Origin of the sequence: Aquimarina mytili, assembly GCF_016735115.1 — a bacterium.
GTDB classification, from domain to species: domain Bacteria; phylum Bacteroidota; class Bacteroidia; order Flavobacteriales; family Flavobacteriaceae; genus Aquimarina; species Aquimarina mytili.
Window position 1 is genome coordinate 610,768 of the sequence record NZ_JAERQJ010000001.1, and the last position, 15,216, is coordinate 625,983.

16 protein-coding genes are annotated in these 15,216 nt (G+C 34.3%); 13 read left to right on the forward strand and 3 right to left on the reverse strand.

Going from position 1 to position 15,216, the window contains the following annotated elements:
* Positions 1–5 precede the first annotated feature (5 nt).
* Positions 6–983 (reverse strand): M23 family metallopeptidase, encoded by a 978-nt coding sequence (locus tag JJQ60_RS02655; RefSeq protein ID WP_201916385.1) that lies wholly within the window; start codon positions 981–983, stop codon positions 6–8.
* 210 nt (positions 984–1,193) lie between these two features.
* Here JJQ60_RS02655 and alaS point away from each other — a divergent pair, with 210 nt between their 5' ends.
* The 4 genes from alaS to JJQ60_RS02670 all read left to right on the forward strand — a co-directional run bounded on the left by alaS (position 1,194) and on the right by JJQ60_RS02670 (position 5,275).
* Entirely contained in the window at positions 1,194–3,827 is a 2,634-nt protein-coding gene (alaS, locus tag JJQ60_RS02660; protein WP_201916386.1) for an alanine--tRNA ligase, read from the forward strand.
* A gap of 23 nt (positions 3,828–3,850) precedes the next feature.
* On the forward strand, positions 3,851–4,096 hold the full coding sequence (locus JJQ60_RS22250) for a GxxExxY protein (RefSeq protein ID WP_317193981.1): 246 nt from the start codon (positions 3,851–3,853) through the stop codon (positions 4,094–4,096).
* Positions 4,068–4,262, forward strand: a complete 195-nt coding sequence (locus tag JJQ60_RS22255) for a GxxExxY protein (RefSeq protein WP_317193982.1) — start codon at positions 4,068–4,070, stop codon at positions 4,260–4,262. The genes JJQ60_RS22250 and JJQ60_RS22255 overlap by 29 nt, the downstream gene beginning before the upstream one ends.
* A 65-nt stretch (positions 4,263–4,327) precedes the next feature.
* Positions 4,328–5,275 carry a GSCFA domain-containing protein gene (locus tag JJQ60_RS02670; RefSeq protein ID WP_201916387.1) on the forward strand — a complete coding sequence of 316 codons (948 nt, stop codon included), beginning with the start codon at positions 4,328–4,330 and terminating at the stop codon, positions 5,273–5,275.
* 24 nt (positions 5,276–5,299) lie between these two features.
* Here JJQ60_RS02670 and JJQ60_RS02675 read toward each other — a convergent pair whose 3' ends face one another.
* Positions 5,300–7,060 (reverse strand): aromatic amino acid hydroxylase, encoded by a 1,761-nt coding sequence (locus tag JJQ60_RS02675; protein ID WP_201916388.1) that lies wholly within the window; start codon positions 7,058–7,060, stop codon positions 5,300–5,302.
* 117 nt (positions 7,061–7,177) lie between these two features.
* Between JJQ60_RS02675 and JJQ60_RS22260 the strand changes: the two genes are divergently transcribed.
* Positions 7,178–8,866, forward strand: coding sequence for a T9SS type A sorting domain-containing protein (locus JJQ60_RS22260; RefSeq protein WP_201916389.1), 1,689 nt, complete (start codon positions 7,178–7,180; stop codon positions 8,864–8,866).
* A gap of 31 nt (positions 8,867–8,897) precedes the next feature.
* Here the strand turns inward: JJQ60_RS22260 and JJQ60_RS02685 are convergent, their stop codons facing one another.
* Positions 8,898–9,338 carry an META domain-containing protein gene (locus JJQ60_RS02685; protein WP_201916390.1) on the reverse strand — a complete coding sequence of 147 codons (441 nt, stop codon included), beginning with the start codon at positions 9,336–9,338 and terminating at the stop codon, positions 8,898–8,900.
* A 138-nt stretch (positions 9,339–9,476) separates the two neighbouring features.
* On the opposite strand from JJQ60_RS02685, the gene JJQ60_RS02690 reads away from it, so the two are divergent.
* The 8 genes from JJQ60_RS02690 to JJQ60_RS02725 all read left to right on the forward strand — a co-directional run bounded on the left by JJQ60_RS02690 (position 9,477) and on the right by JJQ60_RS02725 (position 15,107).
* Positions 9,477–10,046 (forward strand): TetR/AcrR family transcriptional regulator, encoded by a 570-nt coding sequence (locus tag JJQ60_RS02690; RefSeq protein ID WP_201916391.1) that lies wholly within the window; start codon positions 9,477–9,479, stop codon positions 10,044–10,046.
* Positions 10,047–10,148: 102 nt separating this feature from the next.
* Positions 10,149–11,222, forward strand: a complete 1,074-nt coding sequence (gene paaE, locus JJQ60_RS02695) for a 1,2-phenylacetyl-CoA epoxidase subunit PaaE (RefSeq protein ID WP_201916392.1) — start codon at positions 10,149–10,151, stop codon at positions 11,220–11,222.
* A 12-nt stretch (positions 11,223–11,234) separates the two neighbouring features.
* Positions 11,235–12,215 carry a 1,2-phenylacetyl-CoA epoxidase subunit PaaA gene (gene paaA / locus JJQ60_RS02700; RefSeq protein ID WP_201916393.1) on the forward strand — a complete coding sequence of 327 codons (981 nt, stop codon included), beginning with the start codon at positions 11,235–11,237 and terminating at the stop codon, positions 12,213–12,215.
* A gap of 60 nt (positions 12,216–12,275) precedes the next feature.
* The gene (paaB, locus tag JJQ60_RS02705) at positions 12,276–12,560 is read left to right on the forward strand and encodes a 1,2-phenylacetyl-CoA epoxidase subunit PaaB (RefSeq protein ID WP_201916394.1); all 285 of its coding nucleotides are present in this window, start codon (positions 12,276–12,278) and stop codon (positions 12,558–12,560) included.
* A gap of 72 nt (positions 12,561–12,632) precedes the next feature.
* Positions 12,633–13,388: a 1,2-phenylacetyl-CoA epoxidase subunit PaaC gene (paaC, locus tag JJQ60_RS02710; protein WP_201916395.1), complete on the forward strand. Its 756-nt coding sequence runs from the start codon at positions 12,633–12,635 to the stop codon at positions 13,386–13,388.
* A gap of 66 nt (positions 13,389–13,454) precedes the next feature.
* Positions 13,455–13,958, forward strand: a complete 504-nt coding sequence (gene paaD / locus JJQ60_RS02715; RefSeq protein WP_201916396.1) for a 1,2-phenylacetyl-CoA epoxidase subunit PaaD — start codon at positions 13,455–13,457, stop codon at positions 13,956–13,958.
* A 1-nt stretch (position 13,959) separates the two neighbouring features.
* Positions 13,960–14,325 carry a VOC family protein gene (locus JJQ60_RS02720; protein WP_201916397.1) on the forward strand — a complete coding sequence of 122 codons (366 nt, stop codon included), beginning with the start codon at positions 13,960–13,962 and terminating at the stop codon, positions 14,323–14,325.
* 2 nt (positions 14,326–14,327) lie between these two features.
* Complete coding sequence (locus tag JJQ60_RS02725; RefSeq protein ID WP_201916398.1) at positions 14,328–15,107, forward strand: enoyl-CoA hydratase-related protein; 780 nt, start codon at positions 14,328–14,330, stop codon at positions 15,105–15,107.
* Positions 15,108–15,216: the final 109 nt, after the last annotated feature.

Below are 15,216 nucleotides of genomic sequence, written 5' to 3' on the forward strand. Positions count from 1 at the left end.
GATGTTTAGTCTAAAGTTTCATTAACCAGATTGGAAGCTTTAAGCATTTCGGCAAACTCTTCAGGAGTTAAACTTCCGTAGTAAAAATTTCTAGGGTTGATTTTCTTACCATCTTTAAAAATCTCATAATGTAAGTGAGGGGCAACAGATCTACCAGTGTTTCCAACATAACCAATAATATCACCACGTTTAACCTTTTGACCTTTCTTAACATTGTACTTGCTTAAATGAGCATATAAACTCATATAATTAAAACCATGATCAATACGTATATGTCTTCCGTACCCAGTAGAATTTGCATCAGCTCTTTTTACAACACCATTACCAGAAGCATATACAGGGGTTCCTGTGGCTGCCGAGAAATCCATACCATAATGAAATTTTCGTGCTTTTGTAAAAGGATCACTTCTCCATCCATAACCAGATGCCATACGTTTCAGATCTGAATTTTGTATGGGTTGTATTGCAGGTATAGTTGCAAGTAATTCTTCTTTCTGCTCAGCAAGCTCTGCAATTTCATCAAGAGATTTTGATTGCACAACAATCTGTTTGGTTAATTTGTCTATTCGTTCACTACTCTCTATAATCATGTTAGAATTATCGTAGCCCTCAAGATTTTTATATCGATTTACACCACCGAACCCTGCATTACGTACATCTGCAGGTATAGGGTTGGCTCCAAAATAAAGACGATAAATATTATCATCACGTTCTGCAACTTCTTTTAAGATTTCTTCGTTACGACTTAATCTTTTATTCATTAAATCATATTGAAATACCATGTTTTCGAGCTCTCTTCTATATTTTTTTTCTTTAGGAGTTTCTAACTGAGGGATATTAAGATAAATGAGTAGAAGAACAAACCCGGCTAAAAAAGTACCAACTACACCTAATGCAGCGATACCAAATTTCCTTCCTTTCTTTTGCTCTATTTTGCGATAAGAAAGTGTGTCACTATCATAGTAATATTTAACCTTTGACATAATCTAAAATATGCTATTTTTGCAGGATATCAACCAAAAAAGTCTTGCTTAAAACCAAGACAACGCAACAAATATAGTAAAATGTTGCAAAGTCAAGAAAAAACTGACAACTATAGATCGATTTTTCCTAAATGGAAAACCTTTTAATTGTTTGTTTTTCATGTAGTTGAAGTTTTTTTGATGTAAATAAAATGCAATACAATAGAATTTATGAAATCCCAAGAAGTTAGAAATCAATTTTTAGAGTTTTTTAAGTCCAAAAAACATAGCATCGTAGCATCTGCACCAATGGTAATCAAAGATGATCCAACCTTGATGTTTACAAATGCTGGGATGAATCAATTCAAAGAGTATTTTTTAGGCAATGGTACTCCTAAAAGCAATAGAATTGCCGATACTCAAAAATGTTTGCGAGTAAGTGGCAAGCACAATGATCTTGAAGAAGTTGGTATGGATACGTATCATCATACCATGTTTGAAATGTTAGGTAATTGGAGTTTTGGGGATTATTTTAAAAAAGAAGCAATTCAATGGGCTTGGGAATTATTAACTGAAGTATATGGTATAGATAAAAACATATTGTATGTGTCTGTTTTTGAAGGAGCAAAAGATGAAAACCTTGAAATGGATCAGGAGGCTTATGACTTATGGAGTGCAATTGTTCCCGAGGATCGCATCATAATGGGAAATAAGAAAGATAACTTCTGGGAAATGGGAGATCAGGGACCATGTGGTCCTTGTTCAGAGATTCATGTCGATCTAAGATCAGAAGATGAAAAAAAGAAAGTGCCAGGGAGAGAATTAGTAAATCAAGATGATCCATTAGTTGTAGAAGTATGGAATCTGGTTTTTATGCAGTATAATAGAAAAGCAAATGGATTATTAGAAAAGTTACCGGCGCAACATGTAGATACAGGTATGGGGTTTGAGCGTTTGTGTATGGCATTACAAGGAGTTAAATCCAACTACGATACAGATGTTTTTACACCATTAATTAGAGAAATTGAGACGATAACTAATACAACATACGATAAAGATAGTTTACCCACTAATGAAGATGGTAAAGTGAGTGTAGCTATTCGAGTAATTGCTGATCATGTAAGGGCAGTTTCGTTTTCAATAGCAGATGGTCAATTGCCAAGTAATACAGGAGCGGGATATGTAATAAGAAGAATTTTGCGCAGAGCAATTCGATACGGATTTACATTTTTAAATACCAAAGAACCATTTATATATAAATTGGTAGAGACGCTAAGCAAGCAGATGAGTGATGCATTCCCAGAATTAAAAGCACAGAAAAACCTTATTATAAACGTGATTAAAGAAGAGGAACAATCTTTTTTAAGAACGTTAGATCAAGGGTTGGCACTTCTGGATAATGTAATAAAAAATACTAACGGGAAAGAAGTTTCTGGTGAAAAGGCATTTGAGTTATATGATACCTATGGTTTCCCTATTGATCTTACTGCCTTGATTTTGAGTGAGCAAGGGTATACGTTAGATGAAAAAGGTTTTGAAACCGAACTTCAAAAACAAAAGGAAAGGTCAAGAGCAGCTTCTCAGGTTTCTACGGGTGACTGGCAAGAGTTATCAAAAGAAACTTCTGAAGGATTTGTTGGGTATGATAATCTTTCTACAGATGTGAAAATAACTCGCTATAGAAAAGTGAGTAGCAAAAAAGAAGGAGAATTATATCAATTTGTTTTTAATAAAACGCCTTTTTATCCAGAGGGTGGAGGGCAAGTAGGAGATAAAGGTTATCTCGAGGCAACCAATGGAGATGTAGTCTATATTATTGATACTAAAAAAGAGAATAATTTAATTGTTCATTTTTCTAAAAATCTACCTAAAAAGATTGAAGGAAGTTTTAAAGCTGTAGTAGATAGTAAGCAACGCGCAAGGACGGCGGCTAACCATACCGCAACACATTTATTGCATCAAGCACTTCGCTCAATTTTAGGAACTCATGTAGAACAAAAAGGGTCAATGGTGCATAGCGGTAATTTGCGTTTTGATTTTTCGCACTTTGCCAAAGTAAGTAGTGAAGAGTTAAAAGAAGTTGAAGATTTTGTAAATGCTAGGATTAGAGAGCACCTTCCTTTAGAGGAAAAGAATGGTATCTCCTATGATCAGGCAATTGCAGATGGGGCCATAGCATTGTTTGGTGAGAAATATGGAGATTCTGTGCGTGCAATTCGATTTGGAGAATCTATGGAATTATGTGGAGGAACCCATGTGCAGAATACCAGGGATATTTGGCATTTTAAAATTACTTCAGAAAGTGCAATTGCGGCTGGGGTTAGGCGTATAGAAGCTATTACCAGTGATGCGGCCAAAGAATACTTTACTTCCCAATCAGAATCATTTAATGAAGTAAAAGCTGTTCTGAAAAATGCTAAAGATCCTGTTAAGGCTATTACTTCACTGCAAGAAGAAAATACAAGTTTAAAAAAGCAAATAGAATTATTACTTAAAGATAAAGCTAAAAACCTAAAAGGAGACCTTAAATCTGAATTTCAGGAAATAAATGGAGTGAATTTCTTAGCAAAGAAAGTAGATTTAGATGCTGCTGGGATTAAAGATTTATCTTTTGAATTAGGAGGTGAATTAGAAAATATCTTAGTGGTTTTTGGAGCTGAGAAAAATGGTAAAGCTTTATTATCATGCTATCTGTCTAAAAATTTAGTAGATGAAAAGAGTCTTAATGCAGGGCAAATTGTTAGAGAGTTAGGTAAATATATTCAAGGCGGCGGCGGCGGACAGCCATTTTTTGCTACTGCAGGAGGTAAAAACCCAGAAGGGATCAAAGAAGCATTAGAGAATGCAAAACAATATTTAAGTTAAAATACTCACGCAAAGTCGCTAAGATGCAAAGAAATGATAAAGATTTTGATGAGGAGTTGTTCGAAAATGAATTAGCGGGTATTATTGTTGATTGTTCATATCATATCCATGTAGAATTAGGACAAGGACTTTTTGAATCGGTTTATGAAGAAATAATGTTTCATGAATTGACCTCGATTGGTTTAAAAGTTGAAAAGACAAAAAGCTTTGCCGGTTATTTGGAAAGGAAAGACAATGGATATGGGATTTCGAACAGATTTGATTGTTGAGAATAAAGTGATAGTTGAGTTGAAATCAGTTGAGCAAGTTGCTTCCGTACATTCAAAGCAGCTGCTTACATATCTTAAATTAACTGGAATAAAATTAGGATTGTTAATTAATTTCAATAGTCCGTTAATAAAAACAGGAATTACTAGAATAGTGAATGGATTGTAAAATCTTAAATCAGAGATAAATAAAAACTTTGTGCCTTTGCGTCTTTGCGAGAGCTAAGTGTGTATATGAATCTACAAACAAAAATATCGTTATCAGCTCAAGAGCCAAAAATTGATTATAAATCAGAAATATTGATGCTGGGTTCTTGTTTTGCTGAAAATATTGGTGAAACGTTTGGATATTATAAGTTTAAGAATCTGATTAATCCTTTTGGAATTCTATTTCATCCTAAGGCAATAGAAACTTTTTTATGGATGGCAAGTCAAGATGAACACTATGTTGATACCGATTTGTTTTTTCATAACGAAAGATGGCACTGTTTTGACGCACATTCTTCATTAAGTAACCCAAGTAAAGAAAAGTTACTTTTTGATCTGAACGCAGCTTTAATTCTTACAAAAGAGAAATTACAATCTTCGACACATATATTTATAACTTTAGGAACAGCCTGGGTGTATCGTTTAAAATCTCTGGATATGATTGTGGCAAATTGCCATAAGATCCCGCAAAGAGAATTTGAAAAGACACTTTTGACAATTAATGAGGTTAATCAATGTCTTCAAAACTGTGTTCATTTCATAAGAAATCTTAATCCGTCAATTCAAATAGTATTTACGGTATCACCAGTAAGACATAGTAAAGATGGATTTGTAGAGAATAATAGGAGTAAATCTCATTTGCTTGCCGCAATTCATCAAACTATAAATGGTGATTCAGGTCTAAGTTATTTTCCGTCTTATGAGATTATGATGGATGAACTAAGAGATTACAGATTTTATAGTGCTGATATGATTCATCCTAATGAAACCGCGATCCAATATATCTGGGAGCGTTTTTCTGAAGTTTGGATTTCCGAAAAGGCTAAGACAACAATGAAGAGTGTTGAAGAAATTCAAAAAGGATTAGCACATCGCTCATTTAATCCTAAAAGTAAACAACATCTTACTTTTCTTAAAAACTTAGAGCATAAAAAAAACAAGCTAAAAGAAGAGCATCCTTTTATAGAGTTTTAAGTTTCTGATGTATAGTGTTTTCTTTTAAACAGTGATAAAATTTGGATTAATTATTTTTAATCCACTATCAATCAAATGCTTGATTTTTGGTTTTCTAGATTTTATTTGCTCTAAATGACCGATGATTTGAAGAGAAAAATCTTCATCTCTGGTATATGTCAGTTCATAAATTTCTATAGGTAGTAACCAATCGTCAGAATGGTCAGTTTTTAAAATATCAAAAACGGCTTCTAATGAAAACTTGGTGTTTTTGCCTTCTCTTATATTTCGTACAGACTGATATAAAGAGTGAAGTTCTTTTTCTGTGTTATTATAACTTCTTTTTGTTGTCGAAGAATTTGGATTATGTGTGATTAAATTAAAAGAATAATCATCTGCTGGTCCTGAAAATGCTGACACAATTTCTTTTCCTACGGCAAGATCAAAAGTTCCCCATTCGGGTTTGAAAAGGCACTCATCTTTGTAGTTGATAGTACATTCGCTAAATTGAATTAATATGAGCTCTCCCTGTATATTTCTAATACCTGTAATATTTGTTCCTGCAACCGTAATTCCGCTTTCAAATTCAAATTCGATGTATTCTCCGTCATAAAAATTATATGCTTTCAGATCTCTGGGAGACATATTTTCGATGGCAAGATTGATTCCTTTTAATTTACCTAATGGTGATCTGAAGCCATCGGGATGCGCATCGATACCATGTCCGATAAGTTCTTTTTCTCTAAATGAAAGAGCGGTTGGTCCTGATGTTTCAAAATAAATAACTTCGTTATCTTCGTTCCTAATCATGCGCGTAAACACACCAGAAACTTGTAACCCAGTGCTTAATTCGATAGTACCAAGGTTTTCTGACTCAATTAACTTAGCTAGTCCACGATGTCCTCCTTTTCGCAAGGCCATTGTATCAGCAAATTCTTCAAGAACCTGGCACAAGTATGCAAAATCTGGAGTAACAAATAATTGTGGTTGAGGTTTGGTGATGTCAAAATCCTGAAAAGCGGCTTCTGGAGAATATTCAAGTTTTTTTACATGATCTGTCATACACCATTCACTTTCTCCAATAGAAGATAATAAACCGGCGCCATAGATTTTAGGATTCTCTACCGAACCGACTAGGCCGTATTCTACAGTCCACCAATGCAAGTTTCGAATCAAAGCCATTTCAGAAGGTTCTTCTTTTTGATTTTGTAATATCTCGATCTTCTTCTCTGCCTCTTCTATGTCTTTTTGTTTTGTATTGTGGGCTTCTTTTAAAATTGAAAGCTTCCTAACGGCTTCATATAATTCATAATCTCTTTTTGAGGAAATTGCTTTGCAACCTATTTTCCCAAAACGTCTTAGGTATTCGGCATAGTCTGGATTGGCAATAATAGGTGCATGTCCAGCAGCTTCATGAATAATATCCGGTGCAGGGGTATATTCAATGTTTTCTAATTGTCGTATATCAGAGGCAATAACCAGGATGTTATACGCCTGAAACTCCATGAAGGCATTAGGAGGGATAAAGCCATCTACAGCCACTGCAGCCCAGCCAATCTCTTGTAAAATCCTGTTCATCCCATACATGCTCGGGATTTGATCAATAGAAATGCCGGTTTTTTGAAGTCCGTTTAGATAAGAATCATGAGCAACTTTGGGTAATGAGAAAATATTTTTTCGCATTACATATCGCCACACTGCATGGTCAACAGGCGTATATTCCTCATAATTTTGTGGTTTTATGAATTGTTTCAAATGAGGAGGAAGCCTATCTAACAAAGGATTAGATTCTATATTTAAGGACATGTGCAAATTATTTTGTGGTCAAAAATACTATAATTGGTAAATTAAAAGTTTTATTTAATATTGAAGTGTCTATAAATAGTTAAATTTGTTTTTGTTGATCTTAAAAAAAAATTGATTGTGAGATGTAAATTGATAATACTACTAGGATTGTTTAGCATTGTATTTGTTAATGCCCAGGTTACAAATAAAGGAGTTCCAAAAAGTTGGGAAATGCAAAATGCTAAAAAAAGTATAAGTCCAATCCTTATGAAAAGTATTGATTTTAAAAAAATCAATGCTGAAGATGCAATTAATGATAAAAAAGATAATATACCTTTCAGGTTTGGTCATGAGCTTAGTGTTAATCTTGGATTGGATAACGCTGGTGTTTGGGATCAACTTGAAAATGGAGATAGAATATGGCGTATTAACATTGTCTCTAAAGGTGCAACAACTTTAAATTTTATTTTTAACGTATTTCAAATTCCTAATGGAGCTACATTATATCTATATAATGATGATAGATCTGATGTATTGGGGGCATATACAGATGTTTTTAACAGGCCTGATAAAATGTTAGGAACTTGGTTGATCGAAGGAGATGATATATGGATAGAATACTATGAGCCAGCTTCTGTTAAAGGACAAGGGAAACTCAATATTTCAAAAGTAATTCATGGATATCGCTCTGTAACTGATGCCATGGCTAGGCGAAAAGATCTAGGGAGCTCAGATAATTGTAATCATGATGTAGATTGTACAGTTGGAAATGATTTTGATGCCATAAAAGATGAATTAAAAAGATCTGTCGCTTTATTTATTCTTGGAGGGGGTGTATGTTCAGGGACTTTGATCAATAATACTAGTAACGATAGGGCTCCATATTTTTTATCGGCTAACCATTGTTTTGTAAATAATGATACGGGTCAGATGGATAATCCGGCAACTTGGGCATTTCGATTTAATTGGATAAGTCCAAATCCATCTTGTGGAACTGCAGCTGCAAGTACAGATGGTGATCGAACCCAAGAAACTACTAGTGGTGCAACGATACTGGCTCGAAATGAAAAAACTGATGTGCTTTTAGTTAATATAGACACAGGACTACCAGAAGAATGGGATTTAAACTGGGCTGGATGGGATCGATCAGGTAATGTTCCAAGTTTTGTAGTAGGGATTCATCATCCCGAGGGGGATATTATGAAAGTATGTAGAGAAGATCAATCACCCTCTAAATCATTACTTAATTTTAATGGTGAACCGCAAACTGAAATATGGGAAATTTCAGATTGGGATATTGGGGTAACTGAAAGAGGTTCGTCGGGTTCGGCGATTTTTGATCCAAGTGGTAGGATTATTGGTCAATTAGCAGGAGGAGGCGCAGCTTGTAGCGGTCTTGATGATAATGGTCTTCCTGATTTTTATGGTAGATTTGATGTTTCCTGGGATTTTGGTACCACAGATGAAACTAGATTATCAAATTGGCTAGATCCAACAAATACAGGTGACCTTACTACTGATATTGTTTCTCAAGACGGAACAGTTCCTCCAACTCCAACTCCTCCAGCACCGGAAGAAAAAGAAGAAGTTACACTGTTTGTTGATACTTTTAAAGCTGTAGTAACTATTTCTAATACCATAACCGATAATGTTGTTACCTATTCAATTTATAATATTTCAGGAGCACTTGTTGATTCAGGACAAGTTACAGGAGAAAAAGAAGATATTGATATGACATCTAAATCATCAGGAATGTATTTTGTGTTTATAGAAAACTCGGTTGGTGGTTCTTTTACCCAAAAAGTTATCGTCAATCAAAGATTCTAAAATAATTAAGAGTTTTAGTAAAGAAACTGTGTTATTGAGGTGTTTTTATACCATAAAATAGTACAGTTCCTTTATTATTTTCTAAAAACAAAGAATCTTCTTTAATTCTCTTAACTTTTACCTCAGATAATGCTTTAAAAAATTCATCTTCTAAAGCTGTTTTTTCGGGGCAATACATTTTAGAAGCCATTGCAAAACCTACAGAAATCGAATCTTTTTCGGTTTTATACTTACATGAAAAGGTATTACAACCTGAAAAACCAGATATAGAATTATGTTCTTCGTCAATGGTTATATGTAACTTCTCTTCAGAAACATCTTTACCATTCAGAGAATTTATGTAAAATTTACTTCTTGATGTATCTTGAGATTTTACTTCTTCTTTTTTGGCAATTTTTTCATTTTTATTAGTGTTGCAAGTATTCGTGTTAGTGAAAGTTAGAAAGGATAAAGCAAGAATTAAATATTTCATAAGGACGTGTTCTTTTTTAAATGATAAGGTGTGTTGTAAAATAACAAATTTATGATAATCTTGGTTTTTAATTGCAAAAACCTTCATTGTAAGAGATTAAAATTTATTTTTGGCAGTGAAACAAAGAGATGTTATTGAATGAAACCTGAAAGTCGAAAGCAAGAAATTATTAATGCAGCATCAATTCTTTTTAAAGAAAAAGGATATAGTGCAGTGACCATGAGAGATTTAGCAAAAGCAATGGGCATTAAAGCTGCCAGTTTGTATAATCATATTCAATCTAAACAGGAGATTTTAGCTACAATAATAATTGAGCTTGCTGAAGAATTTACTACCGGAATGAATCGAATAGTAAATTCAGAAAAAAGCACAATTCAAAAACTTGAGAACATCATAGATCTTCATATTGATGTTACATTGAGAAATGCAGATGGTTTAGCATCTCTAAACAACGACTGGATGCATCTCGAAGAAGAAAACCTTCAGTATTTTGAAAAAATGCGTCAAGACTATGAAGAGAATTTTAGAAATATAGTGCAAAAAGGTGTTGATAAAAGTGAAATACGATCATATAACATTGAGATCATGGTGTTTTCAACACTTTCAACATTGAGAACACTCTATCTCTGGTATCCTAAGCAAAACGACATAGATGCTGCCATTTTAAAACATGATATGATGTCTGTATTGCTTAAAGGAGTTGTGTAGCGCATCATTAGGGAGTTCTTAAAATTAACAAATAATTATTTGTGTATACAACTAACAATTGTTAGTTTTGTTTAGCTATAACGATATAGTTGAACAGTATTTATGACAGATTTTTATCCCATACAAATTTCTGAAGTCCAAAAAGAAACAAAAGATTGTACGTCTATTACTTTTGATATCCCAGAAGAACATAAAGAAAAGTTTTTATACAAACAAGGTCAGCATCTAACTCTGAAAGCTTCTATTAATGGAGAAGAAGTACGACGTTCCTATTCCCTTTGTTCCAGTCCAATAGAAAATAAATGGCAGGTAGCGGTTAAAAGGATTAATGGAGGTGTTTTTTCTAATTATGCTAATGATGTTTTAAAACCGGGAGATGTATTAGAATTAATGCCACCTTTAGGAAGTTTTTTTGTAGAAGTTGATCCATCAAAAGCTAAGAATTACATTGTTTTTGCGGCAGGAAGCGGTATTACTCCAATATTATCAATAATTAAAACGCATTTAGCTACAGAGCCTAATAGCACTTTCAAGCTCTTTTACTTGAATCGAAACGCTAAATCAATTATCTTTAAAGAAGAGATTGAAGCACTTAGGAATAAATATTTTGGGCGTCTTGAAATATTTTATTTTTTAACCAAAGAACAACGTGATATTCCGATACTTAATGGAAGATTTACAGCTGATAAAATACAAGAGCTTACCAATACATTGATAAATGTAGATGATGTTGATGAATGTTTTGTCTGTGGACCTGAGGAAATGATTTTTTTAATTAGAGATGAGTTGGTAAATGCCGGATTATCTAAAAATAAAATTCATTATGAGCTTTTCTTTTCTGGATTAACAGATGAAGATAAGAAAAGAGCCGCTGAGGCAATTGAGCATAAGTTTGAAGGAACCGAAGTCACTATAATAGATGGAGGAAAAGAATTTCATTTTGACATGGATGATGATTATGATAATATTTTAGATGGAGCTCTAGCTGCGGGTGCCGATCTGCCTTTTGCTTGCAAAGGAGGAGTTTGCAGCACTTGTAAATGTAAGATAGTTGATGGCGCAGTCGAGATGAAAATAAATTATGCGCTAGAAGAAGACGAGGTTGCCAAGGGGTTAGTGTTATCATGCCAGGCAGTACCTACTACAGAGAAAGTAGTTGTAGATTTTGATGTATAAAACTCTATTGTTATGAGTGAAAAAGAGATAAAAAATTCTGGGGCTGAGCAAAGTCGAAGTCTAGAAGAAATTTTTGAGCAAAGAATTGCGAGAGATGAAAAGATTGAGCCCAAAGATTGGATGCCAGAGAAATATCGAAAAACACATATTCGACAGATTTCTCAACATGCGCATTCAGAAATTGTAGGAATGCTACCCGAAGGAAATTGGATTACTCGTGCACCTTCCTTACGCCGTAAAGTGGCATTACTTGCAAAAGTTCAAGACGAGGCTGGGCATGGTTTATATCTGTATAGTGCATGCGAAACACTAGGAATTTCCAGAGAAGAACTATACGAACAACTGCATACGGGCAAAGCAAAATATTCAAGTATATTTAATTACCCAACAATTACCTGGGCAGACATGGGGGCTATTGGTTGGTTGGTAGATGGTGCAGCAATTATTAATCAGGTTCCACTTTGTAGTACTTCTTATGGGCCCTATGCCCGAGCGATGATTCGTGTATGTAAAGAAGAAAGTTTTCATCAGCGTCAAGGATATGAAATTATGATTACGCTTGCTAATGGCACGCCAGAGCAAAAAGCAATGGCGCAAGATGCATTAAACAGGTGGTGGTGGCCTTCATTAATGATGTTAGGACCTACAGATGCAGAATCTGTGCATACAGAGCAATCTATGAAATGGAAACTGAAACGTAAAACTAATGATGAACTACGTCAACAGTTTATAGACCAAACAGTTCCACAAGCAGATTTAATTGGACTTACAATTCCTGATCCTGATTTAAAATGGAATGAGGAAACAGGTCATTATGACTTTGGTGAAATAGATTGGGATGAGTTTTGGCAAGTAGTCAAAGGTCATGGTCCATGCAATAAAGAACGTTTATCTGCGAGAGTAAATGCGTGGGAAAACGGTGAATGGGTTCGTGATGCTGCAATGGCATATGCTCAAAAACAAGAAGATAAAAAATTAAAGAAAGCAATTTAAAAAAATACCTTGCTTACTCCCTTCTCTATTTGAGAGGGCAGAGGGTAAGGACTGATAGATATGAAAAATAATTGGCCACTTTGGGAAGTGTTTGTAAGAAGTAAAAATGGTCTGGAACATCGTCATTTTGGAAGCCTCCATGCTGCAGATGCAGAAATGGCATTAGAAAATGCAAGAGATGTGTATACTCGTAGAAATGAGGGGGTTAGTATATGGGTAGTAGAATCTAAACATATCACAGCTTCTAACCCCGAAAATAATGGAGAACTTTTTGAACCGGCACAGGATAAAGTATATAGACATCCAACGTTCTATTCGTTGCCAGATGAAGTAAAACATATGTGATTTACTTTCAAATTAGCTTGAGTGAAACTGAAGGGTAAATAAGACATGCTTAATTAAAGCAAACTTTAAATGATGAAAAACGAAAATATTATACAATACATCTTTGGAATTGCCGATAATGCATTGATTCTAGGACAGCGATTATCAGAATTGTGTGGCCATGGCCCAAGTCTGGAAACTGATATTGCATTGACTAATATGGCATTAGATATGTTAGGGCAAACTCGAAGTTATTATCAATACGCAGCGCAACTTTCTGGAGAAGGAAAAACAGAAGATGATATTGCTTTCTTAAGAATTGAAAGACAATATAAAAATGTTTTATTAGTAGAGCAACCTAATAAGCATTTCGGATATGTAATCACAAGGCAGTTTTTTTATGATGTATTTCATCTGTTTTTATTACAGGAACTACAACATAGTAAAGGTGAAATACTTTCTGCTATTGCAAGAAAAGCAATTAAAGAAGTTAGCTATCATCAACGATTTTCTTCAGATTGGATAAAAAGATTGGGAGATGGTACAAAAGAGAGTCATCAAAAAGTTCAAGAAGCTGTAGATGATTTATGGGGGTTCACAGATGAGTTATTCCATATGACTGAAGATGATACACTCGCGTTTGAATCAGGAATAGGAGTCGATGTATCGTTGATTAAGGACAAATACTATCAAAAAATAAAGGAAGTGCTTGAAGAAGCTACGCTAAAGGTTCCTGAAACAAAATGGTTTCAAAAAGGAGGTAAACAAGGAATACATAGTGAGCATATGGGATATTTACTTGCGGATTTACAATACATGCAACGCACATATCCTAATATGAAATGGTAGGCAAATCTATAAGTATTATTTCCGCAAAGACGGAAATCTAATTTTTGATTGCTTAAGTACAAAAAAATGACAATCGAACTAGAACAACATATTGACCCAAGACTTGTTTCTATTCTGGAAAAAATATCCGATCCAGAAATTCCTGTTTTATCTATCATGGATATGGGGGTTGTTCGTTATGCTGAGATAGTAAATGATGTGGCTCAGATTAAAATTACTCCCACCTACAGCGGATGTCCTGCAATGGATGTTATAGGAGAAGACATTGTTGCAGCGTTTAAAAAAGAAGGCATACAGGCAAAAGTTGACTTGGTTTTAGCACCGGCATGGACTACAGATTGGATTACTCCAAAAGGTAGAATGGCCTTAGAAAAATATGGTATTGCAGCTCCACTTGATGAAGAAGCTGATAAAGAGGCATTGCTTGGTCATAAAAAGATTGTAAAATGCCCTCAATGTGGCTCTACAAATACAAAAATGATAAGTCAATTTGGCTCTACAGCTTGCAAAGCACTTTTTAAATGTGACGATTGTCTAGAACCTTTTGATTACTTCAAATGCCTCAAATAATATGTTAGGATTAAGGACAACAATATATAAAGTAAGTGACTTGGATGCTGCAAAAAAATGGTATTCAGAAGCGTTTGGTAGAAAACCATATTTTGATGAACCCTTTTATGTAGGGTTTAATATTGGTGGATATGAACTTGGATTACTACCAGAAGGAACTGGCGAAAATACAAAATCTGATAGTGTACTTTCATACTGGGGCGTTGAAAACATAAATGAAGTATATCAAAAACTGTTGGATTTAGGAGCTATTGAACATGAGAAACCAACCAATGTTGGTGGAGAAATTGTAGTAGCTTCTATAAAATGCCCTTGGAATAATATTATAGGAATTATTTATAACCCAGAATTTAAACTAGAAAATTAAACATGCCTTCAATAGAATTGCAGATTGATAATGGAGTAGCAAAAGTTACACTAAATCGACCAGAAACCTTTAATAGTTTTAATAGAGAAATGGCTTTGCTTTTGCAAGAGACATTAGATCAATGCAATACAAATGACCAAGTAAGAGCTATTGTTCTTACCGGAAATGGAAAAGCATTTTGTGCAGGCCAGGATCTTAACGAAGTGACTTCTCCAGAATTAAATCCAGGTTTCAGAAAAATACTGGAAGAACATTATAATCCTATAGTAGAAAGAATAAGATCGATAGAAAAACCAATCATAGCCGCAGTAAATGGAGTTGCTGCTGGAGCTGGAGCCAATATTGCTTTGGCTTGTGATATTGTTGTAGCGATCGAAACAGCAAGTTTTATCCAGGCATTTAGTAAAATAGGATTAATACCTGATAGTGCGGGGACTTTCTTTTTACCTCGATTAATAGGTTTACAGAAAGCATCTGCTTTAATGATGTTAGGAGATAAAGTAAGCGCAAATGAGGCAGAGCAATTAGGGATGTTGTATAAAGTATTTTCTGTAGAAACTTTTGAAGAAGAAGTTGATAAATTAGCTCTAAAACTGGCTCATATGCCTACAAAAGCATTAGGCTTAACCAAAAGACTATTAAATCAATCCATGGTGAATAATTTAGAACAACAATTGAATATGGAGTCAGATTTGCAAATAGAAGCAGCAGAAAGTGAAGATTATTCTGAGGGAGTAAATGCATTTATAGAAAAAAGAAAACCTGTATTTAAAGGAAAGTGAAAATATTGAATATCAAACAGTGGAATATCGAATGATGAAGTTGAGTTTGATTTTGGAAAAAAAATAATGAGTTAATCGCGATTTTTATTTCAAGCATTTGAAATTCGCA

Coding starts and splice junctions, on each gene's coding strand:
- JJQ60_RS02655 (WP_201916385.1), bottom strand. CDS start 983: ATGTCAAAGGTTAAATATTACTATGATAGTGACACACTTTCTTATCGC.
- alaS (WP_201916386.1), top strand. CDS start 1,194: ATGAAATCCCAAGAAGTTAGAAATCAATTTTTAGAGTTTTTTAAGTCC.
- JJQ60_RS22250 (WP_317193981.1), top strand. CDS start 3,851: ATGCAAAGAAATGATAAAGATTTTGATGAGGAGTTGTTCGAAAATGAA.
- JJQ60_RS22255 (WP_317193982.1), top strand. CDS start 4,068: ATGGGATTTCGAACAGATTTGATTGTTGAGAATAAAGTGATAGTTGAG.
- JJQ60_RS02670 (WP_201916387.1), top strand. CDS start 4,328: ATGAATCTACAAACAAAAATATCGTTATCAGCTCAAGAGCCAAAAATT.
- JJQ60_RS02675 (WP_201916388.1), bottom strand. CDS start 7,060: ATGTCCTTAAATATAGAATCTAATCCTTTGTTAGATAGGCTTCCTCCT.
- JJQ60_RS02685 (WP_201916390.1), bottom strand. CDS start 9,338: ATGAAATATTTAATTCTTGCTTTATCCTTTCTAACTTTCACTAACACG.
- JJQ60_RS02690 (WP_201916391.1), top strand. CDS start 9,477: ATGAAACCTGAAAGTCGAAAGCAAGAAATTATTAATGCAGCATCAATT.
- paaE (WP_201916392.1), top strand. CDS start 10,149: ATGACAGATTTTTATCCCATACAAATTTCTGAAGTCCAAAAAGAAACA.
- paaA (WP_201916393.1), top strand. CDS start 11,235: ATGAGTGAAAAAGAGATAAAAAATTCTGGGGCTGAGCAAAGTCGAAGT.
- paaB (WP_201916394.1), top strand. CDS start 12,276: ATGAAAAATAATTGGCCACTTTGGGAAGTGTTTGTAAGAAGTAAAAAT.
- paaC (WP_201916395.1), top strand. CDS start 12,633: ATGAAAAACGAAAATATTATACAATACATCTTTGGAATTGCCGATAAT.
- paaD (WP_201916396.1), top strand. CDS start 13,455: ATGACAATCGAACTAGAACAACATATTGACCCAAGACTTGTTTCTATT.
- JJQ60_RS02720 (WP_201916397.1), top strand. CDS start 13,960: ATGTTAGGATTAAGGACAACAATATATAAAGTAAGTGACTTGGATGCT.
- JJQ60_RS02725 (WP_201916398.1), top strand. CDS start 14,328: ATGCCTTCAATAGAATTGCAGATTGATAATGGAGTAGCAAAAGTTACA.